Origin of the sequence: Stappia albiluteola, assembly GCF_014050225.1 — a bacterium.
Lineage (GTDB): Bacteria > Pseudomonadota > Alphaproteobacteria > Rhizobiales > Stappiaceae > Hongsoonwoonella > Hongsoonwoonella albiluteola.
Map to the genome: position 1 here is coordinate 157,377 of NZ_JACFXV010000064.1, position 26,655 is coordinate 184,031.

General features: G+C 65.0%; 23 protein-coding genes. 7 read left to right on the forward strand and 16 right to left on the reverse strand.

What is annotated here, in order from left to right; genetic code table 11:
- Positions 1–12: 12 nt before the first annotated feature.
- From H2509_RS17260 to H2509_RS17270, 3 genes are all read right to left on the reverse strand, one after another.
- The gene (locus tag H2509_RS17260; protein WP_182167612.1) at positions 13–393 is read right to left on the reverse strand and encodes a septal ring lytic transglycosylase RlpA family protein; all 381 of its coding nucleotides are present in this window, start codon (positions 391–393) and stop codon (positions 13–15) included.
- 339 nt (positions 394–732) lie between these two features.
- Positions 733–1,830, reverse strand: a complete 1,098-nt coding sequence (locus tag H2509_RS17265) for a hypothetical protein (protein WP_182167615.1) — start codon at positions 1,828–1,830, stop codon at positions 733–735.
- A gap of 6 nt (positions 1,831–1,836) precedes the next feature.
- Entirely contained in the window at positions 1,837–2,751 is a 915-nt protein-coding gene (locus tag H2509_RS17270) for a methylated-DNA--[protein]-cysteine S-methyltransferase (RefSeq protein ID WP_182167617.1), read from the reverse strand.
- A gap of 158 nt (positions 2,752–2,909) precedes the next feature.
- Between H2509_RS17270 and H2509_RS17275 the strand changes: the two genes are divergently transcribed.
- Positions 2,910–4,793 carry a VHL beta domain-containing protein gene (locus tag H2509_RS17275; RefSeq protein WP_182167619.1) on the forward strand — a complete coding sequence of 628 codons (1,884 nt, stop codon included), beginning with the start codon at positions 2,910–2,912 and terminating at the stop codon, positions 4,791–4,793.
- 300 nt (positions 4,794–5,093) lie between these two features.
- Entirely contained in the window at positions 5,094–6,788 is a 1,695-nt protein-coding gene (locus tag H2509_RS17280; RefSeq protein WP_182167621.1) for a methyl-accepting chemotaxis protein, read from the forward strand.
- Between the two features lie 113 nt (positions 6,789–6,901).
- Here H2509_RS17280 and H2509_RS17285 read toward each other — a convergent pair whose 3' ends face one another.
- The 6 genes from H2509_RS17285 to H2509_RS17310 all read right to left on the reverse strand — a co-directional run bounded on the left by H2509_RS17285 (position 6,902) and on the right by H2509_RS17310 (position 12,763).
- Complete coding sequence (locus tag H2509_RS17285; protein ID WP_182167623.1) at positions 6,902–8,320, reverse strand: DEAD/DEAH box helicase; 1,419 nt, start codon at positions 8,318–8,320, stop codon at positions 6,902–6,904.
- Positions 8,321–8,601: 281 nt separating this feature from the next.
- Positions 8,602–10,380 (reverse strand): SulP family inorganic anion transporter, encoded by a 1,779-nt coding sequence (locus H2509_RS17290; RefSeq protein ID WP_209002024.1) that lies wholly within the window; start codon positions 10,378–10,380, stop codon positions 8,602–8,604.
- An 18-nt stretch (positions 10,381–10,398) separates the two neighbouring features.
- Positions 10,399–10,824 (reverse strand): TIGR01244 family sulfur transferase, encoded by a 426-nt coding sequence (locus tag H2509_RS17295; RefSeq protein WP_182167625.1) that lies wholly within the window; start codon positions 10,822–10,824, stop codon positions 10,399–10,401.
- A 120-nt stretch (positions 10,825–10,944) separates the two neighbouring features.
- Positions 10,945–11,838 (reverse strand): MBL fold metallo-hydrolase, encoded by an 894-nt coding sequence (locus tag H2509_RS17300; protein WP_182167627.1) that lies wholly within the window; start codon positions 11,836–11,838, stop codon positions 10,945–10,947.
- A gap of 16 nt (positions 11,839–11,854) precedes the next feature.
- A complete protein-coding gene (locus tag H2509_RS17305; RefSeq protein ID WP_182167809.1) occupies positions 11,855–12,319 on the reverse strand; it encodes a YeeE/YedE family protein in 465 nt (154 codons plus the stop codon).
- Positions 12,320–12,334: 15 nt separating this feature from the next.
- Positions 12,335–12,763, reverse strand: coding sequence for a YeeE/YedE family protein (locus H2509_RS17310; RefSeq protein WP_182167629.1), 429 nt, complete (start codon positions 12,761–12,763; stop codon positions 12,335–12,337).
- A 127-nt stretch (positions 12,764–12,890) separates the two neighbouring features.
- On the opposite strand from H2509_RS17310, the gene H2509_RS17315 reads away from it, so the two are divergent.
- From H2509_RS17315 to coaA, 4 genes are all read left to right on the forward strand, one after another.
- Complete coding sequence (locus H2509_RS17315; RefSeq protein WP_235975058.1) at positions 12,891–13,175, forward strand: ArsR/SmtB family transcription factor; 285 nt, start codon at positions 12,891–12,893, stop codon at positions 13,173–13,175.
- 102 nt (positions 13,176–13,277) lie between these two features.
- Positions 13,278–14,057, forward strand: a complete 780-nt coding sequence (gene hisF, locus H2509_RS17320) for an imidazole glycerol phosphate synthase subunit HisF (protein ID WP_182167633.1) — start codon at positions 13,278–13,280, stop codon at positions 14,055–14,057.
- Positions 14,058–14,085: 28 nt separating this feature from the next.
- A complete protein-coding gene (locus tag H2509_RS17325) occupies positions 14,086–14,409 on the forward strand; it encodes a phosphoribosyl-ATP diphosphatase (protein WP_182167635.1) in 324 nt (107 codons plus the stop codon).
- Between the two features lie 36 nt (positions 14,410–14,445).
- A complete protein-coding gene (gene coaA, locus H2509_RS17330) occupies positions 14,446–15,411 on the forward strand; it encodes a type I pantothenate kinase (RefSeq protein ID WP_182167637.1) in 966 nt (321 codons plus the stop codon).
- 281 nt (positions 15,412–15,692) lie between these two features.
- Here the strand turns inward: coaA and H2509_RS17335 are convergent, their stop codons facing one another.
- From H2509_RS17335 to H2509_RS17360, 6 genes are all read right to left on the reverse strand, one after another.
- Entirely contained in the window at positions 15,693–17,003 is a 1,311-nt protein-coding gene (locus H2509_RS17335) for a bifunctional folylpolyglutamate synthase/dihydrofolate synthase (RefSeq protein WP_182167640.1), read from the reverse strand.
- Positions 17,004–17,043: 40 nt separating this feature from the next.
- On the reverse strand, positions 17,044–17,982 hold the full coding sequence (gene accD, locus H2509_RS17340; protein ID WP_182167642.1) for an acetyl-CoA carboxylase, carboxyltransferase subunit beta: 939 nt from the start codon (positions 17,980–17,982) through the stop codon (positions 17,044–17,046).
- A gap of 61 nt (positions 17,983–18,043) precedes the next feature.
- The gene (gene trpA, locus H2509_RS17345) at positions 18,044–18,877 is read right to left on the reverse strand and encodes a tryptophan synthase subunit alpha (protein ID WP_182167644.1); all 834 of its coding nucleotides are present in this window, start codon (positions 18,875–18,877) and stop codon (positions 18,044–18,046) included.
- 52 nt (positions 18,878–18,929) lie between these two features.
- Entirely contained in the window at positions 18,930–20,144 is a 1,215-nt protein-coding gene (gene trpB, locus H2509_RS17350; RefSeq protein ID WP_182167646.1) for a tryptophan synthase subunit beta, read from the reverse strand.
- Entirely contained in the window at positions 20,144–20,803 is a 660-nt protein-coding gene (locus H2509_RS17355; RefSeq protein WP_182167649.1) for a phosphoribosylanthranilate isomerase, read from the reverse strand. Before H2509_RS17355 ends, trpB begins: the two co-directional genes overlap by 1 nt.
- Before the next feature lie 97 nt (positions 20,804–20,900).
- A complete protein-coding gene (locus H2509_RS17360) occupies positions 20,901–23,183 on the reverse strand; it encodes an NADP-dependent malic enzyme (protein ID WP_182167651.1) in 2,283 nt (760 codons plus the stop codon).
- Positions 23,184–23,366: 183 nt separating this feature from the next.
- Between H2509_RS17360 and mutS the strand changes: the two genes are divergently transcribed.
- Complete coding sequence (mutS, locus tag H2509_RS17365) at positions 23,367–26,117, forward strand: DNA mismatch repair protein MutS (RefSeq protein WP_408022689.1); 2,751 nt, start codon at positions 23,367–23,369, stop codon at positions 26,115–26,117.
- Here the strand turns inward: mutS and H2509_RS17370 are convergent.
- On the reverse strand, positions 26,114–26,653 hold the full coding sequence (locus H2509_RS17370) for a DUF2244 domain-containing protein (RefSeq protein WP_182167653.1): 540 nt from the start codon (positions 26,651–26,653) through the stop codon (positions 26,114–26,116). The genes mutS and H2509_RS17370 overlap by 4 nt on opposite strands.
- Between the last annotated feature and the right edge of the window lie 2 nt (positions 26,654–26,655).

Genomic DNA, 26,655 nt, shown 5'->3' on the forward strand with positions numbered 1-26,655 from the left:
GGCCGCCAAGCCTTACTGACAGCTGTTGCCGCCCGTCGGGGACGCGTCGGCTACGCGCGTCACGCGCACCTTGGTCACGCCCTTGCTGATGAAGCCGAGCTCGCGGGCCGCGCCCCTCGAAAGGTCGATCACCCGGCCGCGCACGAAGGGGCCGCGATCGACGATCTTCACCACCACCTCGCGGCCGTTGGCGAGGTTCTCCACCTTTACCTGCGTGCCGAAGGGCAGGGTGCGATGCGCCGCCGTCATGGCTTCGGGATTGTGGATCACGCCGCTGGCGGTGCGTCCGCCGAGCGCATACCAGGAGGCCTTGCCGCATTCGGTCTTCGCGGAAGCCGGAGCGATGGAAGCCAGCACGAGGGCGAGGCCGGCGATCGTCAGTCTGGTAATCATCGATGTAAATCCAGGTTTGGTGAACCATCCGGCTGGATTTACTCGCCCTCCCAAGAAGTTAATTCAGCCAATTCGCAATATCTCGCCAAAAGAGGCGACACTGTGAAGCGTTGAAATAGCCTCGATAATCCGGAATAGGCGCCTGAAAAGACTGAGAGAATCTCGTCCGGAGAATTTCGTTCCCGCGAGGGCTTTGGCTCGATTTGCACAAAATTGCCCGATTTCGAGCTGCAAGAATGCCATTTTCGCAGCGCGCGCAGGGCCTTGAGCGGCATTTTCAAGGTCGGATGAAAGCCCGGCAAGACGAAAGGAGAGGTCATGCGCCACAACCTACGTCGCTCAGGCAGGCTCCTCTCCGCCACCCGATGCGAATGCCGCCGCTTCAACCTCCTGCCGGGACCGCCAGCGCAAGTCCTCAGGGAAGCGATCGACGGCCTCGTTCGCCAGTGCCTCGGCAGCCGTGTCGGGTCCCGAGCGGTAAGTCAGCGCCAGCCGCTTGAACCAGACCGTCTTCCGCCAACGCTTCGGCAGGCGGGCGAGCGCCGGGTCGCCGTCGATCCTCTTCTGCAACCGTGCGAGGCGATCGAGCGCCCGCAAAATCTCGCCACGCCCGGCAAGAACGTCGGCAAGCAGCAGCGCAGCGCCCGGATTCCTCTCCGCCAGCCCTTCAAGCGCGGCCGGATCGACCGCCTCGCCGCGATAATGGCGCAGTCCCGCTCCGGCGAAGGCCGCAAGCTCGTCGACATCGAACGCCGCCGCCAGCCCGCGCTTGCGGCATTCTGCATCAAGATCGCGGTCGAAACGGGCGATCACCTTGCGGATGATGTTGAGGCTGTAGAGATGATCGTGGCTTGCATGCGAGGACGACAGCAGGGAGACGCGCAATCCCGCCGGCCTGTTGGCGAGGCGCATGATCGCCGCCGCACCAGCAGCATCGAAAGGATCGAAGGCGCCGAAGACAATCCGCAGCGGCCCGTCGAAGCTTTCGATCCCGTGAAGCAGCTCTACTCCGCCGACCGACGCGACACCGGCTTCCGCGCTGCGGCTGCCCGGCAGTCCGAGCTCGAATTCTGGCCCGAAGGCCAGGATCTCGCCGTCGCCCCGCCGAAGCCCCGTGAGAAGCGCACCATAGGCCCCCTTCGAGGAACCGTAATGGATAATCCGCGCCGGCCGGCTCGCTGCAACCGCCTTGTCGAGGCGCTCGTCGATTTCCGCCTCGAAACCGCGATACCAGCTCGCATCGGGCGCGTTGAGGAAGAGGCAGGCATGGCGGGTGATGGCAAAAAGCCGCTCCAGACCGAATTTTCCGTCCGGGACGCGGGCCTGCGAATAGACGACGGCCAGCACGTCGGAGCCGGATGCGGCCCTGTAACGGCTCGTCAGGCCGGAACGCCCGGCGGCTATGGCCAATGGCCCTTCGGCCTGCGTTTCAGCCACTCACCTTCACTCCGCGGCGATCGCGCCCGTCACGCCCGCCTCCCAGCCGAGAATGGCGCGCTTGCGCGTCAGCCCCCAATGATAGCCGCACAAGGAGCCCGAGCGGCCGATCACCCGATGGCACGGCACGACGAAGGAGATCGGATTCTTGCCAACGGCGGTACCGACCGCGCGCGCGGCGGAGGGCTTGCCAAGTCTGGCGGCGATTTCCGAATAGGTGGTCGCCTTGCCCATCGGGATGCGCAGCAGCGTTTCCCAGACCCGAATCTCGAAATCCGTGCCGATGAAGACGATCTTCAGCGGCTGGTCGGAGGACCATTCGTTGCGGTCGAAGATACGGCGCACATAAGGCCCGGTTGACGCCAGGTCCTCCTCGTAGACCGCCTTCGGCCAGCGCGAGGTCATGTCCTCGAGCGCCGCCGCTTCCTCGCCCGGATCGGCGAAGGCCAGACCCGCCAGCCCGTGCTCGGTCGCCATCACCAGCACCTGCCCGAAAGGCGAGGGATGAAAGCCGTATTTCATCATCACGCCGTCGCCGCGCGCGCGGTAGACGCCGGGCGTCATCGCCTCGTGGGTGACAAAAAGATCGTGCAGCCGGCCCGGCCCCGAAAGCCCGACCTCGTAGGTCGTATCCAGCACGCTCGCCGCATCCTTCAGCAGCGCACGCGCATGGTCGAGGGTGAGCGCCTGCAGGAACTGCTTCGGCGTAATGCCGGCCCAGCGCGAGAACACCCGCTGCAGCTGGATCGGCTGCAATCCGGAATGGCGCGCGATTTCCTCAAGGCCCGGCTGGTCCCGCCACGTCTCGGTGATGAATTGCAGTGTCCGGCGTACGACTTCATAGTCGCCCGAGGCATCTTCCATATCCGCCGGCAGCCTGCTGTGCTTACGGGCCACTTCAAGGGTCGTTGCAGGGATCATGACCGTTTCACCAGTTTTCTCGATTGGATCTGAAAATAATCTCGCGCCCGACCGCCCGCCACCCGTTTTGCGAGCCCTTTCACATTCCAGCCGAAATTGCGACGATACCATCTGGAAGATATCGCATTGGCACCCGTGCCGCTGACATGGACCGCAGAATGAACGCCTCATCGCTTACCGGAACGGCCCGGCGCATGCTTCGCCTGATCGCCTTTTCGGCCCTCGCGCTTTTCCTTGCCAGTCACGGGGTGCAAGCCGAGACGAGGCTGCTTTCGATCGGCACCGACAAGCCGGAAGTCGAGATCGAGGCGGTGAGCGCCGGCGGCATACGTCTGAAGGAGGCCGGACGAAGCGGCGACCGCGTCTTCATCGAGATCGGCAAGGCCGATCAGGCCTTCGTCTGCCGCCAGGACCTGACCTTCCGCCTCTCCGACGGACGGGAGATCAAGCGGAGCCTCGACCTTTGTGCGGCGAACTACCAGATCGACGTTGCCGTCGGCGAGGCGACCCGCATCCAGCGCAGGATCGTCATGATCGAGATCGATGACGGCTCGAAGGTGCGCGAGGTCCATCTCGACGGCAAGCGGCAGAAGATCACCCGCAGCGAAACCGGCACCACCTTCATCGAAGTGGAGGGCGACCCGTCCGCCGGCGGCGAAATCGCCTGCCGCCGCAAGATGAAGCTCGTGCTGGAGGACGGCCGCATCATCGAGCGGTCCGAGGATATCTGCGGCGACAACAAGGTCTATGTCGCGGTCGATGCCGCAAGGCCCGCCACAGGCTCGCCGGAGCGGCCGGCCGTTCGCCAGGCGGTGCCTTCCGGGGCGACGCCGAGCGCTCCGCCGATCGGCGCCGAGGCGCGCCGCCAGCCTCGCCGGCCTGGACAGCAGGAAAGCGGCGCTCCGGCCGTCTCTGCGGCAACGGACGATGCCGAAGATAACGCAAGCCCCGACGCTACGGCTTCGGATACGCCTCCCTCCGGCACCCCGGAATTTATCGAAGGGGGCACATGGACTGTTCGCGACGATCCATCCGCCAAACGCGCCAGCCTGACCTATGCCCTGCCGCAGGATGGCAGTGACGGCTTCACGGCAAGCTGCGGCATTGGCAGCAGCGAGGCGACGATCACGCTTGTCGAGACTGTCGACGCTCTCAGGGAAGGTGCATCGATCGACGTTTCGCTGAATGCCCGCGATGCCGACCGCGACTATCGCGCAAAGGGATCGGAGCCGGATACGGACGGCAAGTCCTATCCGACGATCAGCCTGCCGATCACGGATCCGATCTGGGAAGACCTCATTCGGGGCGAGATCGTGACGGTTTCCATTGCCGGTTCGCCCCGCTACGCTGTGTCGCTGAAAGGCAGCGCGCAGGCGGTCCGCCGCTTCCTCGCCTTCTGCCAGCCGCCCCAGCGCATCGTCGAAGCGCCGGCGACGCCGGGCTTCGCTCCTTCCGAACCCGCGGGCGGCCCGAGCTGCGCCGACGAAGGCTATATCCGCTCCGTACCAAGCGACCGCCCCGCGACGCTGGTGTTCCGCAACAATTATCGCGGCACCGTCATCGTCAACTGGATCGACTATAACGGCAATCGCCGATTCCAGACGGACATTCCGCCGGGCGGCGAACTGCGCCAGCCGACGGTGCTGGACCATCCCTGGCTGATTTCGACGACGCAGGGCGAATGCCTCGGCGTCTATCTGCCGCGCTCGTCGTCGCGCACCGTTACCATCACCGGAAGCCCGCGGCAGGCGCCGCCCGCAGCTCCGCCGACCTGGGAAACGCAGCCGGATTACGGCGTCGAAAGAGCGTTCATCGATGTCACCTACGGCTGCGAGGGCGGCACGGAAATCGACGTCACTTTCGACAACGCCCGCGGCCTGGCGGTCGTGCGCGAGATCGGCCTGCGGCCTGTCAGCCTCCGGCAGGTTCGTCCGGGACCAAGCTTTTTTTATCGCCTGCGCTCCTATTCGCTGACCGGGCGCGGGGAATTTGCCACCTGGGATCGCCCGGGCACCTACCCGAAAAAGTGCCGGGCCTATTGATCTGCCGAATTCGCCCCCCGGGTAGCCGGTATCGCGTAGCAAAATACAGCCTGGACGCCGAAGCTTCCCTCGCTGTGCCCTGTGTCGCGCCAGATTTCGCTGCAACGCACCATTTCGTGAAAACGCATTCAACAATTCGAATTCTGATAACGCTAAGTTTACAATCGAAGAAATATCACTGGGGAGACCTCTCCGCGAACCGATTTCGAACCTCGATCAAGGATCGAGGAGAGACGCCAGCCAGCCCAAGGGATTGGGCTGGTCGCGGTTCTTGCTGCCTCTGGACCACGGAAGGCCTCCATGACACTGTCCCGTCTGCCCCTTTCCGCAAAGATCACCATACCGGTGGTCGTACTTTTCGTCCTGTCGCTCATCATCGGCGCGATGGCCCTGAGCTCACTCAGGAACGCCATGCTCGAGGAGCGCATTCTCGGCGTCAAATCGGTGGCCGAATCCGCCGTCAGCATCGCCAGGCACTTCAACGAGCTCGAACAGAAAGGCGCCATGACGCGCGAGGCAGCCCAGACGGCGGCGCGCGATGCCATCAACGCCATCCGCTTCGGCAACAACGACTATATCTTCGGCTTCACTTATGACGGCGTGAACGTCATACACGAGAAGGCACAGCTCTTCGGGAAGAACATGCTGGACGCCAAGGATCCGAATGGCGTCATGTTCATCCGCGAACTGATCGCGGCGGCGAAGGCCGGCGGCGGTTCGGTCCATTTCCAGTGGCCGAAGGCCGGCAGCGACGTCCCGCAGCCGAAATACGGCTGGGGCGCCAGCTTCGACCCCTGGGGCTGGATGATCGGCACGGGCGCCTACGTGGACGATATCGACGCGGCTTTCTGGAGCGAGGCGCTGCGCATCCTGCTCGTCGGCCTCGGCGGCGCGCTGGTCGCCGGCATCATCGCCCTGGCCTCGATCCGCAGCATCACCCGCCCGCTGACCAGGCTGACCGATTCCATGCTGGCACTGGCCGAAGGCAAGGACGACGTCGAGATCATCGCCCTGGACCGCAAGGACGAGATCGGCCGCATGGCCGACGCCCTGAACGTGTTCGTCGCCAATGCGAAGGCGCACAAGGATCTGCTGACGCGCGACCACAAGCGACAGGAAGCAACCACCCAGCGCGCAAAGGACATTCAGGACTTGTGCGCCGCATTCGACCGCGAAGTGACGGGGCTTGTCGATATCGTCGGCCAGTCGGCCGCGGAACTGAAGTCCGCCGCGTCCAATCTGACCTCCGGCGCCGAAAAGACGACCGAGCAGAGTGTCGCCGGTTCGGCCGCGGCCGAGGAAGCCTCGCAGAACGTCCGCAGCGTCGCCGCGGCCGCCGAGGAGCTTTCCGTCTCGGTATCGGAAATCGGCCGCCAGGTTCAGTCGTCGAGCGAGATCGCTTCGCAGGCCGCCGCCGAAGCGGGCCGTACCAACGACAGGATGAAGCGGCTTTCGGAGGCCGCCGGACGCATTGGCGAAGTGGTGACCCTGATCCAGGCTATTGCCGAGCAGACCAATCTGCTGGCGCTGAACGCCACCATCGAGGCAGCCCGCGCCGGTGAATCGGGCAAGGGCTTCGCAGTCGTGGCGGCCGAAGTGAAGGAACTCGCCAACCAGACCTCCAAGGCGACGGAAGAGATCGCCGGGCAGATCGCCGAGATCCAGAACCAGACGACGGATGCGGCCGGCGCAATCTCCTCGGTCACCGACACGATCCTTAAGATGAACGAGATCGCCTCGGCCATCGCAGCAGCCGTGGAAGAGCAGGGAGCGGCCACAGGCGAGATCGCCCGCAACGTGAACGAAGCCTCGCGCGGCACGCAGGCCGTGACGGAAAATATCTCGATCGTCTCGGCCGCCGCCCAGGACACGCATACGGCTTCCGAGACGGTCGATAGCTCTGCTGGCCAGTTGCAGAACAATGCGGCGCGCCTTCGCCAGACTGTCAGCCAGTTCCTCGGCAGTATCCGGGCGCATTACGACGAAGCTGCCTGACCGACACGCGAGACTATTCAAAAAAGAAAGCCCGGCGGAGATTGCCTCTCCGCCGGGCTTTTGTTCGTCCGGATACCTGCCGCCCGGCCCCGAATGGCGACCGGGCCTGGCGGTTAGCGGTTTTCGCCGCGCGAATGCCTCTGGGACTGGCCGGACGAAGCACTCTTGCGGGACCTGCCCTCGTTCGCGCCCGCCGAGAAGCGCTTCGGGCCGCCCTGGCCGCCTTCAGCGCGCTCGCCGAAGGAACGTCCCTCGCCATCGGGCTTGCGCGGCCTCTGGCCGTTCCCCTTGTGCGGACGTGCGGCAGCGGCACCGCCGCGCCCGGCCGGACCCTTTTGCTGGCGCTGGCCCGCACCGCCACGACCGCCGGGACGACGCTGCTCCTCGCGTTCCTCGCCCGGTTGGGGTTCATGGCCGGGCAGGATCGCCACCTGCTGCTTCGTCAGCCGTTCGACCGCGCGCAGCAGATGCCGCTCATCGGCGCTGACGAGGGAAATGGCGATACCGTCGGCCCCGGCGCGCGCCGTGCGCCCGATGCGGTGGACATAGGTCTCCGCCACATCCGGCATTTCGTAATTCACCACATGGCTGACGCCGCCGACATCGATGCCACGTGCGGCGATATCGGTCGCCACCAGAACCTTGAGGCGGCCGTTCGAAAAGCCGGCCAGCGTCTTCTGCCGCTGGCTCTGGCTCTTGTTGCCGTGAATGGCCGCGGCCCCGATGCCCGCTTCCTCAAGCCCGCGCGCCACTTTGTCCGCACCACGCTTGGTGCGGGTAAAGACGATGGCCCGGGTGACGTCCTCTGCGTTGAGGATCTTGCCGAGGACCGACGGCTTGCGGCCCGGCGCCACATGCGCGACGGCCTGCGACACGCGCTCGACGGTGGAGGCGACAGGCGTCACCGCAACCTCGGCCGGATCCTTCAGGAACTGGCCGGCAAGCTCGGCGATCGTTTTCGGCATCGTCGCGGAGAAGAACAGCGACTGCCGGTCCTCCGGCAGCAGGGCGGCGATCCGCTTCAGCGCGTGGATGAAGCCGAGATCCATCATCTGGTCTGCTTCGTCGAGCACGAAGAATTCGAGATCGTCGAAATGAACGGCCTGCCGGTCGTAGAGATCGAGCAGACGGCCCGGAGTGGCGACGAGGATATCGAGACCACGACTGAGCATGCGCATCTGGCGGGTGATCGGCACGCCGCCGATCACGACATTCACGTTGAAGCGGGCCTTGGAGGAATATTTGCGTACGTTCTTGGCGATCTGGTCGGCCAGTTCGCGCGTTGGGGCCAATACCAGGCCGCGCACGCCACGCGGGCTCGGACGGACGTTGCTGGCGATCAGCCTGTCGATCATCGGCAGGGAGAAGGCGGCCGTCTTGCCGGTACCTGTCTGGGCGATGCCGAGCAGGTCGCGGCCTTCCAGCACCAGCGGGATCGCCTGGGCCTGGATCGGCGTCGGTTCGCCGTAGTCGGCCTCGGAAAGCGCAAGGAGGATCGGCCTGGCAAGGCCGAGGGATGTGAAATCGGTCAAGATATCTCTTTCAAGGGAAGCGGCCGCTACGGACCGCAAACGGTTATTGCCGGGTTCTCGCGCGCAACGGGAATTGCGGCGCTCACCGGTCGAACCAGATCCCGCGTGAAGGGGACCTGCATGAAACTTTGATGGGATGGCGCCCGGAAAGCCCGGCCCGTCGCGGACATTCGTCCGGAGAGAGGGCCAGTCACGCTGCAATGAGTCGGGCACCGTGCGCGATCCTTTTGCGGGAGAAGGCGCACTTTGTCAAAGATTTTCTTTTTGCGGTGCAATAACAGTCAGATTTCCGGCCCGTGCCAGAAGCCGCCCGCTGCGCGCTTTTTCGGCGTGCGCGCCTCGGAGATATGCGCCGTATCGGGATCGAGCGCGCAAAAGGCGTCATACTGGGTGAGGAACACGCGCCCGGTCAGGTGGTGCAGGAAATCGGTTCGCTCCAGCCGGTCCATCACCGGCCCCTTTACTTCCGAAAGATGGAACGAGACGCCGGAATCGCCGAGCCTGCGATTGATCTCCTCCAGGCTCTCGAAGGCGGAGGCGTCGATCTCGTTGACCGCCGTGCACATCAAGACGACATGCTTCAGTTCGGGCCGCGCGGCGACCATCTCGTAGATCCGGTCCTCCAGATAGCGGCTGTTGGCGAAGAAGAGGCTTTCGTCCACCCGGATGGTCAGCACCTTGCGGCCGGTAACCACCTGGTGGCGATGGATATTGCGGAAATGCTCCGTGCCCGGAACGATGCCGACCACCGCCATGTGCGGGCGCGAGGTGCGGTAGAGATAGAGCGCTACCGAAAGGGCCACGCCGGCGACGATGCCAGCCTCCACGCCAAGGGAGAGCGTCAGCAGGATGGTGGCGGCCATCGCCGCGAAATCGCTCTTCGAATAGGCCCAGACCCGGCGGATGGCGCCGAGATCGACCAGCGACAGCACGGCGACGATGATCGTCGCCGCAAGGGTTGCCTCCGGCAGGCTGGCGAGGAACGGCGTCAGGAACAGCGTTGCGAGCGCGATGCCGATAGCAGTGAAGGCGCCGGCAGCCGGCGTCGCCGCGCCGGCATCGAAATTGACGACGGAGCGCGCGAAACCGCCCGTCACCGGATAGCCGCCGGAAATCGCCGAGGCCATATTGGCGGCGCCGAGGCCGATCAGCTCCTGGTCCGGCACGATCCGCTGCCGCTTCTTGGCCGCGAGGGTCTGGGCGACGGAAACGGATTCCACGAAGCCGACCACGGAAATCAGCAGTGCGGGGATCGCAAGCTTGGTCCAGAGCTCGGGATCGAGGGGCGGCAGGGTGGGCGCCGGCAATCCGCCCGGGATCGAGCCGACGAGCTTCACGCCATAGGCCTGCAAGGCCAGCCCGGCGGCAAGGGCCGTTGTTGCCGCGACGGCGACCACGGGCCCGGTCTTCGCGGCGATATCGGCCAGCCGCGGGCGCACCCCCCGGGCGATCAGGAAAGGCTTCAGGCCCTTGCGCACCCAGAAAAGGAACAGGGTGACGGGAACGCCGATCGCCATCGTTACCCAGTTGATATTGGCGACATTTTCCAGAAGACCGCCAAGGATCTGCAGGAGATTGTGGCCGCCCGACTTCACGCCGAGGATATGCTTGAGCTGGCTGGCCGCGATGATGATGCCGCTTGCTGTGATGAAGCCGGAAATCACCGGATGGCTGAGCAGGTTGGCGAGAAAGCCCAGCCTGAGCAGCCCCATGACGGCCAGCATGAGGCCGGACAAAAAGGCCAGCGCTATCGCCGCGCCGAGATATTCGGCGCTGCCCTGCGCGGCAAGCTCGCCGACGGCAGAGGCCGTCATCAGCGAGACGACGGCCACCGGACCGACGGCAAGTGCCCGGCTGGTGCCGAAAAGCGCATAGGCGGCAAGCGGAAGAATGGAAGCGTAGAGACCGATTTCCGGCGGCAGGCCGGCCAGCAGCGCGTAGGCCAGCGACTGCGGGATCAGCATGATCGTGACGATCACCGCCGCCATCAGGTCATTGACGGCATCGTCGCGATCATAGGCGCGACCCCACTCGAGGATCGGCAGGTAACGCTTCAACATCGATATGTTCGAGCGAACTTACCGCCCGGCCCTGCGTTGGAGGAGAGGCCTCAGGCCCTCGAGCTGATATCCGGCCTCAAGGGCGGTATCGAGAATGTCCTGCGCCGGCTGGCTTTCGGCCTGAGAGATCGCCCAGAGCGCGGTGCAGCGCGTGCCTGTCCGGCAATAGGCGAGTACGGGCTTTTCCACCTGGCTCATCAGCTCACCGAAAGCGACGCCGTCATCCTCGGTCACGCCGCCCGAAATCACCGGCTGATGATGATAGGCAAGGCCCGCTGCCAGCGCCGCATCCCTGACCGCATCGGCCGAAGGCTGCCCGGCGTCCTCGCCGTCCGGCCTGTTGCAGATGACCGTCTTGAAGCCGAGCGCGGCGAGTTCCGCCATATCTTCCGCCTGGACCTGGGGCGCGACGGAAAGGGTGGCGGTAAGGCGTCTGATATCCATGTGGGGCAATCCGTGAGCTTGGCGTCCGCCCGGTTTTCGCACCGGCGGCCGGGGAAGGTCATTGCGGTGGCCGGTCGAGCCGGCCACCGCCATTTTCCACGACGCGCGCCGCGATAGCAATCAGAGGCTGTTGACGGGAACCTTCAGGTAGGTTTTGCCGCTGTCGTCCTTGGGCGGCAGGTGGCCGGCGCGCATATTGACTTGAATGGAGGGAATGATGAGGCGAGGCATGGCGAGCGTCGCGTCGCGCTCGGTGCGCATGCGCACGAACTCGTCCTCGCTCACACCGTCGCGGACGTGGATGTTGTTGTCCCGCTCTTCGGCAACCGTCGTTTCCCAGCGAATATCGCGGCCGTTCGGACCGTAGTCATGGCACATGAAGAGCCGCATTTCGCTTGGAAGCGCCAGCACCTTCTTGATCGAGCGATAGAGCTCGCGTGCGTCGCCGCCCGGGAAATCCGCCCGCGCCGTGCCGCCGTCAGGCATGAAAAGCGTATCGCCGACAAAGGCCGCGTCGCCGATCACATGGGTCATGCAGGCCGGGGTATGGCCGGGCGTGTGCATGGCAAAGCAGGTCAGTCCGCCGATAGTGTAGGTATCGCCGTCCCTGAACAGCCGGTCGAACTGCGATCCGTCGCGCTGGAACTCGGTGCCTTCGTTGAAGATCTTGCCGAAGGTTTCCTGCACCACCGTGATCTTGTCGCCGATGCCGAGCCTGCCGCCAAGCTTGTCCTGGATATAGGGCGCGCCCGAAAGATGATCGGCATGGACGTGGGTCTCGATCAGCCACTCCAGCTTCAGGCCCCGCTGGCGGATGAAATCGATGACCCGGTCGGCGGATTCATGGCTGATGCGGCCGGCGGCGTAGTCGATGTCCATCACGCTGTCGACGACGGCGCAGGCATTGGAGTCCGGATCCTTCACGACATAGGAGATCGTGTTGGTCGGGGCGTCGAAGAAAGCCGTGACTTCAGGTTTCCTCGACATGTCGATGGGATAGGTCGTTGCGGACATGGCGTCCTCCTGCGGCTCAATTTTCCGGCAAGGCGTCATGACGTTCAAGTGCCGAATGGCGGGCCGCCGAGCGTGACGCATCGAAAGCCTTAGCCGCCATCATGCCCACGACAAGGGCCGCGACGAAGATGGCGGGCTCCGTCCGCCCGATGCCGAGCGCCGGGATCACGCCACCCGGACAGAAGCCGGAAAGGCCCCAGCCGACGCCGAAAACCGCCGCTCCGCCGACCAGACGCAGGTCGATCGCCTTGATCGCCGGCAAGGCGAACGCATTAGCCTGGAAGGGATGCGGCATACGGAAGACGAACCGGTAGCCGATAGCCGTCACAGCCAGCGCGCCGCCCATCACGAATGCGAGACTGGGATCCCACGTGCCGGCTACATCGAAGAAATTCAGCACCTTCGCCGGATTTGCCATACCCGATACGATGATGCCGAGGCCGAACAGCAGGCCGATCGCGAAAACGGTGAAAATGCGCAACATGATCCTGCCTCCTTATGCGCCGAAGACGTGACGCACGATGAAGACCGTGACGGCGGTCGTCGCCATGAAGGTCAGCGTGGCCACGATGGAGCGCGGCGACAGCCGGGCGATGCCGCACACGCCGTGACCGGAGGTGCAGCCGGAGCTGTAGGCAAGGCCGGAGCCGACGATGAGGCCACCGACGGCGAGCAGCGGCATGCTCATCGGCACCTGGATTTCCGGCATGCCGCCGGAGAAGACCGCATAGGCCAGTGGCGCCGCGACCATTCCGGCCAGAAAGGCGACGCGCCAGGCGCGATCGGATGCGGGCGAAGGCGGCAGCAGGCCGCCCAGGATGCCGCTGATGCCGGCAATGCGCCCGTTGAAGGCCATCAGCAGCACCGCCGCCAGGCCGATCATCACTCCGCCAAGAGCGGAGAGAAGGGGTGTGAACTCCGTCATGGGAGCCTCCGTCCGTAGGGACCCGCCGCATTTTACGACAGGATCCGCAAAATTCATTTTCGACAATATATGCGAATGTGCTAATTTATCAAACATGAATATTCATGAACTCGAAAATAAAGCGGAAATGGCTGCGGGGTTGCTGACGAGCATGGCCAATGCAAAGCGTCTGCTCGTCCTTTGCCAGCTGCTCGACAGGGAAGTTCCGGTGGGCGAACTCGCAGAGCGCGTGGGCCTGAGCCAATCCGCGCTTTCCCAGCATCTGGCGAAACTGCGGGCGAAAGGGCTTGTCGCCACAAGGCGCGACGGCCAGACAATCTATTATCGCCTCGCCTCGCCGGAGGCGCATGCCGTGCTGGAAAGCCTCCATGCGATCTTCTGTCCGAGGGAGATCGAGGTAGTCGAAAGCTGATATTCCGTCGACGCTTCGGCCGAATTCGCTGCACGGCAAAAACTTTTTTGCTAATAGACGCCGAATGTTTAAAGCTGCCGCCAATCAGCGAGAGGAACAGCCGTGACCTTGAAGGCCCGCGTCATTCCATGTCTGGACGTCAAGGACGGCCGGGTGGTGAAGGGTGTGAACTTCGTCGACCTGGTGGATGCCGGCGACCCGGTGGAGGCCGCCAAGGCCTATGACGCGGCCGGCGCCGACGAGCTCTGCTTCCTCGACATCACGGCAAGCCACGAGGGACGCGACACGATCTTCGACGTGGTGCGACGGACGGCCGAGGCCTGCTTCATGCCGCTGACCGTGGGGGGCGGCGTCCGCAGCGTGGAGGATATCCGCCGACTGCTGATCGCCGGCGCCGACAAGGTTTCCATCAACACCGCGGCGGTGAAGGAGCCTGATTTCGTCCGCCACGCGGCCAAGAAATTCGGCTCGCAATGCATTGTCGTCTCCATCGACGCCAAGCAGGTTAACGCGGCGGGCGAGCCGGAGCGCTTCGAGATATTCACTCATGGCGGCCGCAACGCCACCGGTATTGACGCGGTGGAATTCGCCAGGAAGGTCGTCGAGCTGGGCGCCGGCGAGCTGCTTGTCACCTCCATGGATCGCGACGGTACCAAGGCAGGCTATAATATCGCCCTGACGCGAGCGATCGCCGATGCCGTGCCCGTACCGGTTATCGCCTCGGGGGGCGTCGGCGCGCTGGAGCACATGGTGGAAGGCATTCGCGACGGACATGCCACGGCGGTTCTCGCCGCCTCGATCTTCCACTTCGGCACCTACACGATCCACGAGGCCAAAGAACACATGGCCGCCGCCGGCATCGCGATGCGGCTCGACGCGTAGCGACGGTCGAGCCGGGGATATCAGACCAATGACCGAGTTCACACTTACCGATCTCGACCGCATTATCGCCCGGCGCGCGGCAAGCGACGACGCCATGTCCTATACGCGCAAGCTGATGGACAAAGGCGTCGCGAAGATTGCCCAGAAGGTCGGCGAAGAGGCGGTCGAAGCCGCCATCGCCGCGGTCAAGGGCGACAGGCAGGAGTTGAAGGGCGAGGCGGCGGACCTGCTCTACCACCTTCTCGTGCTCCTGCGCGCCACGGACCTGTCGCTCGGCGAGGTCATGGCGGAACTGGAAAGCCGGACAGGCCGGACGGGCCTGGAGGAGAAGGCATCACGGCCAGCGCAATAGGCTTTGCCTGCAGGCCGTTTCTGGAGCCTTGGCAGCATGGACAAGACGCTTGGCGCAAGCGCGGAGCTGGATCTGTCGCCTTATCGCACCTTCAGCGAGGCCGAATGGAGCCGCCTGCGCGCCGACACGCCGATGACCCTGACGGCGGCGGACGTGAAGAGGTTGCAGAGCCTCAACGATCCCGTTTCGCTGGCACAGGTTGAATCGATCTACCTGCCGCTGTCGCGCCTGCTGTCCTTCTATGTGGAGGCAACGCTCGGCCTGCACGCGGCGACCAGCCGCTTCCTGGGCAAGAACGACCGCAAGAATCCCTTCGTCATCGGCATTGCCGGCTCGGTCGCGGTCGGAAAATCGACCACGGCGCGTCTGCTGCAGGCGTTGCTGGCCCGCTGGCCGGCGAGCCCCAAGGTCGACCTGGTGACGACCGACGGCTTCCTGCATCCCAATTCGGTGCTGGAAACGCAGGGCCTGATGCGCCGCAAGGGCTTTCCGGAAAGCTACGACCGGCCGGCCCTGCTCAAGTTCCTGTCCGACATCAAGGCAGGCAAGCGGAACGTCAAGGCACCCGTCTACTCGCATTTCTACTACGACGTGATGCCGGGCCAGCATGTCACAGTCGATCGCCCCGATATCCTGATCCTGGAGGGGCTCAACGTGCTGCAGACCTCCAACCTGCCGAAGGATGCCAAGGCGGTCCCCTTCGTGTCGGATTTCTTCGACTTCTCGATCTATATCGATGCCGACGAGGCGGTGCTGCACGACTGGTACATGGCGCGCTTCATGCGGTTGCGGGAGACCGCCTTCCGCGATCCCGGCTCCTATTTCCATCGCTATTCGCTGATCGAGGATGGGGAAGCGCTGCGGATCGGCGAGGATCTGTGGACCCACATCAACCTGGTCAACCTGCACGACAATATCCTGCCGACGCGCCCGCGCGCGGACCTGATCCTGACCAAGGGGGCAAGTCACGCCATCGAGGAAGTGGCGCTGCGCAAGCTCTAGGGCCAATCGACATTCAGGTTTCGGGTGCGGCGCGTGCCGGATTTCGGCTCTGAACAGGCGAAGAGGCCGCCGTGGTGCAGGCCACCACAAGGGCTCTTCAACGCATTCAGGGCCGAAATCCGCCGCGTCCCGAAGGGATATGGCAAAATCACCCATCTTGGCGTCGCGAAACCTTGAAAGGGGCCGCTCCTTCCTGCGGTTTCGCTCCTAAATCTGTGCAATTTTTGCTCATACCGCACGCCAAATCCCGAATGTCGATTGGCCCTAGCAGTTTCGACGATCTATTTCGGCGCCATGCCGTTGCGCGCCAGGATCTCTCCGGCGAGATAGAGCGAACCGCAGATGAGAATACGCGGCGCCTCGCCATCCTTTTGCGAACAGGCGCGGATATCGGCCAGCGCGCCATCGAGGCTCTCGAAAGGCGTCGCTTCCAGCGAAGCCGCCCGCGCGCAATCCGCCAGATCGAAGGGATCGCGTCCCGCATTGCTCGTCGTCAGCGGCACGCAGGCCACATGCCGCGCGAGGCCATGGAACGGCCGGAAGAAACCGACCGGATCCTTCGTCTTCAGCATGCCGCAGACGAGATAGAGGGGGCGCGGGCTGCGTTCTTCCTGCTCCCCCATGAAAGCGGCAATCGCAACGCCCGCGCCGGGATTGTGGCCGCCGTCGAGCCAGACTTCCGCGCCCACAGGACAGTCGTCAACGAGCGGCCCGTGCGTGAGAAGCTGCAGCCGCGCCGGCCAGTCGACCGTTGCAAGGCCTCTTTCGACGGCTTCGATGGCGGGAAGGCATGAAGCCGCCGCCAGTGCCGCGATGGCAAGTCCTGCGTTTACAGTCTGGTGATGGCCGGCGAGATGAGGCCTTGGCAGGTCAAGCAGGCCGGTCTCATGCTGGAAGACCAGCCGCCCGTGCTCCTCATAGGCCGTGAAGTCCTGCCCGAAGACCGTCAGCGGCGCGCCCAGACGGGCCGCGGTGCGCATGATGACGTCGAACGCGACATCGTCCTGGGCGGCCGTGACCACCGGCACGCCGCGCTTGATGATCCCCGCCTTTTCCTCCGCGATTTCGGCGAGCGAGGCGCCGAGATAGCGCTCGTGATCCATCGACAGCGGTGTGATGACGCTGACCAGGGGCTTGTCGATCACATTGGTCGCGTCGAGCCTGCCGCCGAGCCCTACCTCAAGCAGCAGATAGTCGGCGGGCTCCTCGGCGAAGAGCAGGAAGGCGGCGGCCGTCGTGATTTCGAAGAAGGTGATTTCTTCCGCGCCGTTCGCCCGCTCGCACCGGTCGAGCGCATCGATCAGCCGTGCATCGTCGACGATACGCCCTGCGAGACGGATGCGCTCGTTGAAGGTGACGAGATGCGGCGACGTATAGACATGCACGCGGGCGCCGGAGGCCTCGAGGATCGCGCGCATCGTCGCCGTGGTCGATCCCTTGCCGTTCGTGCCGGTGACATGGATCACCGGGGGCAGGCGGCGTTCCGGATTGCCCAGCGCCGCCAGCAGCCGCTCGATACGGCCGAGAGACAGGTCTATCTCGCGCGGATGCAGCGCAAGCAGCCGGTCGAGGATTGCCGTCACCTGATCCATGGCGTTTCCAGCCGGCTACGATCCTGGGAGAGCGGGCCGGTTATTCGGCCGCCTTGGGCGCCTCGATCAGGTCTTCGTCGACGCGCGGCGCGGGCTCGTGCTGCATTTCCTCCACGCTCGGCACATCGACGTTGCGCTTCAGCAGGATGCCGCAGAGGCGGGCGATGGTTTCGCCAAGCTGATGACGATGGACGACCATGTCGACCATGCCGTGCTCCAGCAGGTATTCGGCCGTCTGGAAGCGCTCGGGAAGCTTCTCGCGGATGGTCTGCTCGATGACGCGCGGTCCGGCGAAGCCGATCAGAGCTCCCGGCTCGGCGATGTGCACGTCGCCCAGCATCGCGTAGGAGGCGGTGACGCCGCCGGTGGTCGGGTTGGTCAGCACCACGATATAGGGCAGCTTCGCTTCGCGCAGCATCTGGACGCCCACCGTCGTGCGCGGCATCTGCATCAGCGACAGGATGCCTTCCTGCATGCGGGCGCCGCCCGAGGCGGCAAACAGCACGAACGGCGTCTTGTCGGCAACGGCGGTTTCCATGCCCTTCAGCACGGCTTCGCCCGCCGCCATGCCCAGCGACCCGCCCATGAAGGCGAAATCCTGGATCGCCACGGTGATCGGCGCACCCTTCAGCCGGCCGCGCGCGACAAGCACGGCGTCTTCCAGGTTGGTCTTGCTGCGGGCATCCTTCAGGCGGTCGATATAGCGCTTTTCGTCACGGAATTTCAGCGGATCGACCGCGACTTCCGGCGTCGGCACCGTATCGAAGGTCCCGCCGTCGAAGAAATGCTCCAGGCGCCTGCGCGAGGGCATGCGCATGTGATGGCCGGAATTCGGGACAACCCACTGGTTGGCCTCCAGGTCGCGATGGAACACCATCTCGCCCGTCTCGGGGCACTTGATCCAGAGATTGTCCGGAGTGTCGCGCTTCACGAGGAAGCTGCGGATCTTCGGCCGAACGACGTTGTTGATCCAGTTCAAGGCTTGGTCCGTCCGTTGATTTCGAAATCAGAAGCGTTCTAGCAGATGCAAAGGGGGCTCGTCAGCCCCGCTTCGCCCGAGCCACACCCGAAGCGATTTCCCTGACCAGGTCCGTCACCGCACCGACCGTCCCGCCGGTCGCCCTGCCGTGCGCGTCGAGGCTCGCCCTGATCGCCTCAACCAGCACGGACCCCACCACCACGCCATCGGCGCTCCTGCCGATTTCCGCCGCCTGGTCTCCGGTCTTCACGCCGAAGCCCACCGCCACGGGCAGATCGGTATGGCGCTTGATCCGCGAAACGGCTGCGGACACCTTGCCCGCGTCGGGCGAAGCCGAGCCGGTGATCCCGGTGATCGACACATAATAGACGAAGCCCGATGTATTGGCGAGAACGGCCGGCAGCCGCTTGTCGTCGGTGGTCGGCGTGGCAAGGCGAATGAAGTTGAGCCCCCCCTCCAGCGCCGGAATGCACAGCTCGTCGTCGGCCTCCGGCGGGATGTCCACCACGATCAGGCCGTCGACGCCCGCATCCTTCGCCTCCTTCACGAAAGCCTTGGGATCGCGCACATAGATCGGGTTGTAGTAGCCCATCAGCACGATCGGCGTATCGGCGTCCCTTTCCCGGAACCTGCGTACCATGGAAAGCGTCTTCGCCATGGTCTGGCCGCCCTTCAGGGCGCGCTGCGTGGCCAGCTGGATCGGCACGCCCTCCGCCATCGGATCGGAGAACGGCATGCCGATCTCGATCACGTCGGCGCCCGCGCCCGGCAGCGCATCGAGGATTGCCTGCGACGTTTCGAGATCCGGATCGCCGGCGGTGATGAAGGTGACGAGTGCCGGTCGCCCGGCCGCCTTCACGGCCGCGAAGCGGCGATCGATCCTGGAATCCGGCATGCTGGTGAAATCCTCTTGAACTTGGTCCCGTACCTGTCGAATGCCGCCGGCTTCAGAGATCGAAGCCCAGCATCTTGCCGACGGTGAAGACGTCCTTGTCGCCGCGGCCGCACAGGTTCATGACGATGATCTGGTCCTTGTCCATTGTCGGCGCCAGCTTGATGACATGGGCGAGCGCATGCGCCGGCTCCAGCGCCGGAATGATGCCTTCCACCTTGGTCAGAAGCTGGAAAGCGGCAAGCGCCTCGTCATCGGTCGCCGGGACGTAGTCAACCCGGCCGGTTTCCTTCAGCCAGGAATGTTCGGGTCCGATGCCGGGATAGTCGAGACCGGCCGAGATCGAATGACCTTCCAGGATCTGGCCGTCGTCGTCCTGCAGCAGGTAGGTGCGGTTGCCATGCAGCACGCCGGGCTTGCCGGCGTTGAGCGAGGCGCAATGTTCGTTGCCTTCAAGGCCGCGCCCGCCGGCTTCCACGCCGTAGATCCTCACCGACGGATCGTCGAGGAAGGGGTGGAACAGGCCGATCGCGTTCGATCCGCCGCCGACCGCCGCCACCAGCGCGTCGGGCAGACGGCCTTCGGCGGCGAGCATCTGCTCTTTCACTTCCTTGCCGATCACCGCCTGGAAGTCGCGCACCATCTCCGGATAGGGGTGCGGGCCGGCGGCCGTGCCGATCAGGTAGTAGGTGCTGTCGACATTGGTCACCCAGTCGCGCAGCGCCTCGTTCATCGCGTCCTTCAGCGTGCCGGCGCCCGCCGTCACCGGCACGATCTCCGCGCCGAGAAGCTTCATGCGGAAGACGTTGGGCTTCTGTCGCTCCACGTCCGTCTTGCCCATGTAGACGACGCAGGGAAGGCCGAAGCGCGCGCAGACCGTTGCCGTCGCCACGCCGTGCTGGCCGGCGCCCGTCTCGGCGATGATGCGCGTCTTGCCCATGCGCTTGGCCAGCAGGATCTGGCCGAGGCAGTTGTTGATCTTGTGGCTGCCGGTGTGGTTCAGCTCGTCGCGCTTGAAATAGATCTTCGCCCCGCCCAACTCCGCCGTCAGTCGCTCGGCGAAATAGAGCGGCGAGGGACGGCCGGTATAATGGGCGTTGAGGTCGTCGATCTCGGCCTGATAGGCCGGATCGGCCTTGGCGTCCTTGTAGGCCTGCTCGAGGTCGAGGATCAGCGGCATCAGCGTTTCGGCGACATAGCGGCCGCCGAAGATGCCGAAGTGGCCACGCTCATCCGGTCCGGCGCGGAAAGTATTGGGCTTCATCGTCATTATCTCGTTTCCTCTCCGGCGCGCTCCGCCTCGGCGATGAAGGCGCGGATCAGCGTTTCGTCCTTGACGCCGCGCTCCCGCTCCACCCCGGAAGAGACATCGACCTCGTTCACGCCCGATATGCGGAGCGCCTCGGCCACCGTCTGCGGATTGAGCCCCCCCGAAAGCATGACCGGAACCCCGAGGTCAAGGCCTCTCAGCAAAGTCCAGTCGAAGGCAACGCCGTTGCCGCCCGGCAGGACCGCATCCTTCGGCGGCTTGGCGTCGAACAGAAGCTTGTCCACGACACCCGCGTACCCGGCCGCCTTCTCGACGTCGGTAGCTTGCGAGACGCCCAGCGCCTTCATGACCTTCACCCCATGCCGCGCCTTCAATTCGGCGCAGCGTTCCGGGGTCTCGGAACCATGCAGCTGCAGCCAGTCGGGGCGCACCTCACGCATGATATCGGCGATCAGCCCGTCATCCGCATCCACCGTCAGCGCCGCGATCTCCGCCTTGCCCCGTGCCCGGTCCGCCAGCCGCGCCGCCTGGTCCAGCGGCACATTGCGCGGGCTTTTCGCGAAAAAGACGAGGCCGATCATCGCCGCCCCGGCATCGAGCGCCGCGTCGAGCGTTTGCGGCGTCGACAGCCCGCAGATCTTGATAAGTGGCCTGGTCATGATCCGAAAGACATTCCATGGAGCACCCGACTGCCGGGATGCGATCTATATGGGTCGCCGGATGTCCTCCGGCGACCGTTGAGACAGCGCGCGATGCTCACGTCACATTGTAGGCGGCGATCGCCGCCATATTGACGATGTCGCTGTCCTTCGCGCCCATCGGCACGATCTGCACCGGCTTGTCGAGGCCGACGAGCAGCGGGCCGATCACCGTCGAGCCGCCGAGTTCCTGCAGCATCTTGGTGGAAATCGAGGCCGAGTGGAACGCCGGCATGACCAGCACGTTGGCCGGTCCGCTGAGCCGGCAGAAGGGATAGGCGGCCATCTTGTCCATGTTGAGCGCGATATCGGCTCCCATCTCGCCGTCATATTCGAAGTCGACGCGGCGGCGGTCGAGGATCTTGACCGCCTCGCGAACCCGCTCCGAACGCTCGCCCGACGGATGCCCGAAGGTGGAATAGGCCAGCATCGCCACCCGCGGCTCGTAGCCAAGGCGGCGGGCGACATGCGCCGCTTCTTCCGCGATATCGGCCAGTTCTTCCGAAGTCGGCATGTCGATCACCGCCGTGTCGGCGACAAGCACCGTACGCCCGCGCGACAGCGCCAGAGACACGCCGATCACCCGATGGCCCGGCTTGGTGTCGATACAGTTGTGCACCGTATCCAGCACGACCGAGTAGTTGCGGGTGATGCCGGTGACCATGGCATCCGCATCGCCGCGCGCCACCATGATCGCGCCCCAGTAGTTGCGGTCATTGTTCACCAGCCGCTGGCAGTCGCGGAAGAGATAGCCACGCCGCTGCAGCCGGCCATAGAGGAACTCGGCATAGTCTTGGTTCTTGGTCGACAGGCGGGCGTTCAGGATGCTGATGCCCGGACGGTTGAGATCGACGCCGGCGGTACCTGCGGCCTCGCGGATCTCGTCCTCGCGACCGATCAGGATCGCCTGGCCGAGGCCCTGCGACACGTAGCTCGCCGCCGCACGGATCATCGGCTCTTCCTCGCCTTCGGCGAAGACCACGCGCTTGGGCTGCTGGCGCACTTTGGAAAAAATGCGCTGCAGCGTGCCGGCCACCGGATCGCGGCGCGCCGAAAGCTGGTTCCTGTAGGTGGCCATGTCGACGATCGGCTTGCGCGCGACGCCGGATTCCATGGCGGCCTGCGCCACCGCCGGCGGCACGGTGTGGATGAGGCGTGGATCGAACGGCACGGGAATAATGTAGTCCGGGCCGAATTTCGGCCGGTTGCCGCGATAGGCCGCAGCCACCTCGTCCGGCACTTCCTCGCGCGCCAGCAGAGCCAGCGCCTGGGCGCAGGCCACCTTCATCGCGTCGTTGATCGTCGTCGCGTGAACGTCGAGCGCGCCGCGGAAGATATAGGGGAAACCGAGCACGTTGTTGACCTGGTTCGGATAGTCCGAACGCCCTGTCGCCACGATGGCGTCCTCACGGATCGCCGCCACTTCCTCCGGCGTGATCTCCGGGTCCGGGTTGGCCATGGCGAAGATGATCGGGTTCGGCGCCATCGCGCGCACCATGTCCTCCGTCAGCGCGCCCTTCACCGACACCCCGAGGAAGACGTCCGCGCCCTTCAGCGCATCGTAGAGCGAGCGGGCGCTGGTCTCCACCGCATGGGCGGATTTCCACTGGTTCATGCCCTCTTCGCGGCCTTTGTAGATCACGCCCTTGGTGTCGCAGAGGATGACGTTTTCATGCGGAATGCCCATCGCCTTGACCAGCTCGATACAGGCGATGCCGGCCGCGCCCGCGCCGTTGCAGACGACCTTCGTCGTCTTCATGTCACGGCCCGTCAGGTGCAGCGCATTGATCATGCCCGCCGCGGCGATGATGGCTGTGCCGTGCTGGTCGTCATGGAAGACGGGAATGTCCATGAGCTCGCGCAACCGGCTTTCGATGATGAAGCAGTCTGGCGCCTTGATGTCTTCCAGATTGATGCCGCCGAAGGAGGGGCCGAGATAGCGCACGGAATTGATGAAGGCGTCAACGTCCTGCGTATCCACCTCAAGATCGATGGAATCGACGTCGGCGAAACGCTTGAACAGCACCGCCTTGCCTTCCATCACCGGCTTGGAGGCGAGCGCGCCCAGATTGCCGAGACCGAGGATTGCCGTGCCATTGGAGATGACCGCGACGAGATTGCCGCGCGTGGTGTAGTCGAAGGCACGGCTCGGGTCCTCGGCGATCGCCTTCACGGGAACGGCGACGCCCGGCGAATAGGCCAGCGACAGGTCGCGCTGCGTGGCCATCGGCTTGGTCGGGGAAATTTCCAGCTTGCCCGGCCGCCCCTGCTGGTGAAACTGCAAGGCTTCCTGCTCGGTGAAGCTGACCCCGCTCTTGCCCGTCTTGTCCGTCGCCGGCATTCCTGTCTCCCTGTCATGCTTCGCCCTTCTTCCGCGTTCCATGGAACCGGAGGGGGGAAGGCACCTTATCCCCGGAAAATAAAGCGCTCAAGCTGACTTGAGGGCGAAGCACTCATGAAAAAACGAGAGGGTTTTGCTAGGGTCGATCCCATGCACAATCTCGATCAGGATCAGCCCGCAGCCATGGCCGGCGGCAGCCCATCCTCGCCCGCAAGCAGCAGTCCGGATCCGGCAGACGCCCGCGTGACGCCGATGATGGCCCAGTTTCTGGAGATCAAGGGCGCCAATCCGGGCAGCCTGCTCTTCTATCGCATGGGCGATTTCTACGAGCTTTTCTTCGAGGACGCGGAGATCGCCTCGCGCGCGCTTGGCATCACGCTGACCAAGCGTGGCAAGCATCTGGGCGAGGATATCCCGATGTGCGGCGTGCCTGTCCACGCCGCCGACGATTACCTGCAGAAGCTGATTGGTCTCGGCCATCGCGTCGCGGTCTGCGAACAGGTCGAGGATCCGGCCGAGGCCAAGAAGCGCGGCTCGAAATCCGTCGTCCGCCGCGATGTCATCCGCCTCGTCACCCCCGGCACGCTCACCGAGGAACGCCTGCTGGAAGCGGGCCAGTCCAACTTCCTGCTGGCGCTGACGCGGGCCCGCGGTGGCTCGCTAGACGATGGGGCCGCCTATGGCCTTGCCTGGATCGACATCTCGACCGGCGCCTTTCGTGTCGGCGAGAGCGATGCGGCAACGCTTGCCGCCGACCTTGCCCGCATCGATCCGCGCGAGCTGGTCGTGGCCGATCACCTGCTGGACGATCCTGCGTTCCGGCGGATGATCGAGGAACTCCCCGCCTCTCTGTCGCCGGTGCCACGCGCCCTGTTCGACGGGTCGACCGCCGGCGACAGGCTGTCCCGCTATTTCGGTGTGAAGACGCTCGACGGCTTCGGCACTTTCTCGCGCGCCGAACTGTCGGCCGCCGCGGGCGCGCTTGCCTATGTCGAAAAGACGCAGATGGGCGAGCGCCCGCCGCTCGACCCGCCCATGCGCGAGGGCGGCGCCAGTCGCATGCTCATCGATCCCGCGACACGGGCCAATCTGGAACTGATGCGCACGCTGTCCGGCGACAGGTCGGGCTCTTTGCTTTCCGCCATCGACCGCACGGTGACCGGTGCCGGCTCCCGCCTTTTCGCCTCGCGCCTCGCCGGCCCGCTGACCGACGTTCCGGAAATCCAGCGCCGGCTCGACGCCGTGGACTTCTTCCTTGGCGAAACCTTCCTGCGCGAACGGCTGCGCGAATATCTGAAGGCGGCACCCGACATGGCCCGCGCCCTGTCGCGCCTCGCGCTCAATCGCGGCGGCCCGCGCGATCTCGCCGCCTTGTCGGAGGGAATTTCGACGGCGCGCGCCATTGCCCGCCATCTGGGTCAGCACGACAATCTTCCCGGCGAAATCGAGGACGCCAGCGAACGCCTGCTTCGCGCACCCTATACGCTTGGCCAGGAGCTGGCCCGCGCGCTTGACCTGGAACTGCCGTTGCTGAAGCGCGACGGCGGCTTTGTCGCCGAGGGCTATCTTGAGGAACTCGACGAATTGCGTCGGCTGCGCGACGACAGCCGCCGGGTGATCGCGCGCATGCAGTCGGACCTCTCCGAGGAACTCGGCCTGCGCTCGCTGAAGATCAAGCACAACAACGTGCTCGGCTGGTTCATCGAGACCCCGACGGCGCAGGCGACCGCCCTAACCGAGGATCCCGGCCGCTTCATTCATCGCCAGACCATGGCTGGCGCCATGCGTTTCACCACCACGGCGCTTGGCGAGCTCGAAGCGCGCATCGCCAGCGCGGGCGAACGGGCGCTTGCGCTCGAACTCGAGATCTTCGACCGTCTCGCCGGCGAGGTCATCGCGGCGGGCGACGCGATCAAGCAGGCCGCCGATGCGCTCGCCGCCCTCGACGTGGCCAATGCACTGGCAACGCTTGCCGAATCCGAGGGATACAGCCGGCCGAAGGTCGACGAAAGCCTGGCCTTCTCCATCGAAGGCGGTCGCCACCCGGTGGTGGAGCAGGCCTTGCGCAGGCAGGGCGGCGACCCATTCGTCGCCAACGATGCGGATCTCGGCCCGGAAGCGGGAGAAAAGGCCGAACAGGCCGGCCGAATCTGGCTGATCACCGGTCCCAACATGGCCGGCAAATCGACCTTCCTGCGGCAGAACGCCCTGATCGCCGTGCTCGCGCAGGCCGGCTCGTTCGTGCCGGCCCGATCGGCCCATATCGGCGTCGTCGACCGCCTGTTCTCCCGCGTCGGCGCGGCGGACGACCTGGCGCGCGGCCGCTCGACCTTCATGGTCGAGATGGTGGAAACGGCGGCGATCCTCAACCAGGCCGGGCCGCGCTCGCTGGTGATCCTGGACGAGATCGGTCGCGGCACGGCCACGTTCGACGGGTTGTCCATCGCCTGGGCGGCGATCGAACACCTGCACCAGGTCAATCGCTCGCGCGGCCTGTTCGCCACCCATTATCACGAGCTGACCGCGCTATCGGCGCGCCTTCCGCGGTTGGTCAATGCAACAGTAAAGGTCAAGGAGTGGCAGGGCGATGTCATATTCCTGCACGAGATCGTACACGGTGCGGCCGACCGCTCCTATGGCATCCAGGTCGCCAAGCTGGCCGGCCTGCCGGCGGCCGTCGTGGAACGGGCGCGGGCGGTTCTCACCCAGCTTGAGGAGCAGGACCGCAGGACACCGGCCCAGTCGCTGATCGACGACCTGCCGCTCTTCGCCGCCCGCCCCGCCGCGCCGGTCGCGGCGCCTGCCGCGCCCCTGGATGACCTGCTAGGCGAAGCGCTCGACGGGATCAATCCCGACGACATGACGCCGCGCGAGGCGCTCGACGCCCTTTACGCGCTGAAGCAGCAACGCCTCACAATGAAACGGGAAGGCTAGACGGCGGGCAGGCGACCGGATTTCGCCGTCACCAGGGCAGCCTGCAGCGCGCCGGCAAAGCTCGTCCTGTCCTCGGGATTGAGGAAGCCGCCGATCGGCACGCCCTTGCCCCGGCAAAAGAGGGTGATCCGGGTAACCCCTTCATCCTCTTCGCGGGCGATGGCAAGGCGGACCCAGACGGGATTGAAGCGGAACTCCTGCAATTCGCCGTAATGGCTGACCTTGCGGATGACAATCTCGGACAGGGAAACGCTGACCTGCTCGTAGGCCCGGCCCGTGCGGTAGTTCCAGCGGAAGGCGAACCACACCAGCAGCACGTCGAGGCCGAGGAAGCCGACGACGGGCCAGGCGCCGATCGCCATGAAGACGAGGCCGGATACGAAGCAGGTGCCGCCGATCACCAGCATCAGAACCATGAAGCCGCGCGCGCCGAGCGATCGGTATGGCGTCAGCAGCGCAGAAAAGAACGGGCGCTCGGACTCCGCCTCGCACGCGCTTGAATTGCCGCCATCTGTTTTCGGATTGCCGTCGCTCATAC

Coding starts and splice junctions, on each gene's coding strand:
- H2509_RS17360 (WP_182167651.1), bottom strand. CDS start 23,183: ATGCCGGCGACGGACAAGACGGGCAAGAGCGGGGTCAGCTTCACCGAG.
- H2509_RS17325 (WP_182167635.1), top strand. CDS start 14,086: ATGACCGAGTTCACACTTACCGATCTCGACCGCATTATCGCCCGGCGC.
- H2509_RS17310 (WP_182167629.1), bottom strand. CDS start 12,763: ATGACGGAGTTCACACCCCTTCTCTCCGCTCTTGGCGGAGTGATGATC.
- H2509_RS17370 (WP_182167653.1), bottom strand. CDS start 26,653: ATGAGCGACGGCAATCCGAAAACAGATGGCGGCAATTCAAGCGCGTGC.
- coaA (WP_182167637.1), top strand. CDS start 14,446: ATGGACAAGACGCTTGGCGCAAGCGCGGAGCTGGATCTGTCGCCTTAT.
- trpB (WP_182167646.1), bottom strand. CDS start 20,144: ATGACGATGAAGCCCAATACTTTCCGCGCCGGACCGGATGAGCGTGGC.
- H2509_RS17280 (WP_182167621.1), top strand. CDS start 5,094: ATGACACTGTCCCGTCTGCCCCTTTCCGCAAAGATCACCATACCGGTG.
- H2509_RS17355 (WP_182167649.1), bottom strand. CDS start 20,803: ATGACCAGGCCACTTATCAAGATCTGCGGGCTGTCGACGCCGCAAACG.
- trpA (WP_182167644.1), bottom strand. CDS start 18,877: ATGCCGGATTCCAGGATCGATCGCCGCTTCGCGGCCGTGAAGGCGGCC.
- H2509_RS17270 (WP_182167617.1), bottom strand. CDS start 2,751: ATGATCCCTGCAACGACCCTTGAAGTGGCCCGTAAGCACAGCAGGCTG.
- H2509_RS17275 (WP_182167619.1), top strand. CDS start 2,910: ATGAACGCCTCATCGCTTACCGGAACGGCCCGGCGCATGCTTCGCCTG.
- H2509_RS17290 (WP_209002024.1), bottom strand. CDS start 10,380: ATGTTGAAGCGTTACCTGCCGATCCTCGAGTGGGGTCGCGCCTATGAT.
- H2509_RS17260 (WP_182167612.1), bottom strand. CDS start 393: ATGATTACCAGACTGACGATCGCCGGCCTCGCCCTCGTGCTGGCTTCC.
- H2509_RS17300 (WP_182167627.1), bottom strand. CDS start 11,838: ATGTCCGCAACGACCTATCCCATCGACATGTCGAGGAAACCTGAAGTC.
- mutS (WP_408022689.1), top strand. CDS start 23,367: ATGGCCGGCGGCAGCCCATCCTCGCCCGCAAGCAGCAGTCCGGATCCG.
- H2509_RS17315 (WP_235975058.1), top strand. CDS start 12,891: ATGGCTGCGGGGTTGCTGACGAGCATGGCCAATGCAAAGCGTCTGCTC.
- H2509_RS17335 (WP_182167640.1), bottom strand. CDS start 17,003: ATGGATCAGGTGACGGCAATCCTCGACCGGCTGCTTGCGCTGCATCCG.
- H2509_RS17295 (WP_182167625.1), bottom strand. CDS start 10,824: ATGGATATCAGACGCCTTACCGCCACCCTTTCCGTCGCGCCCCAGGTC.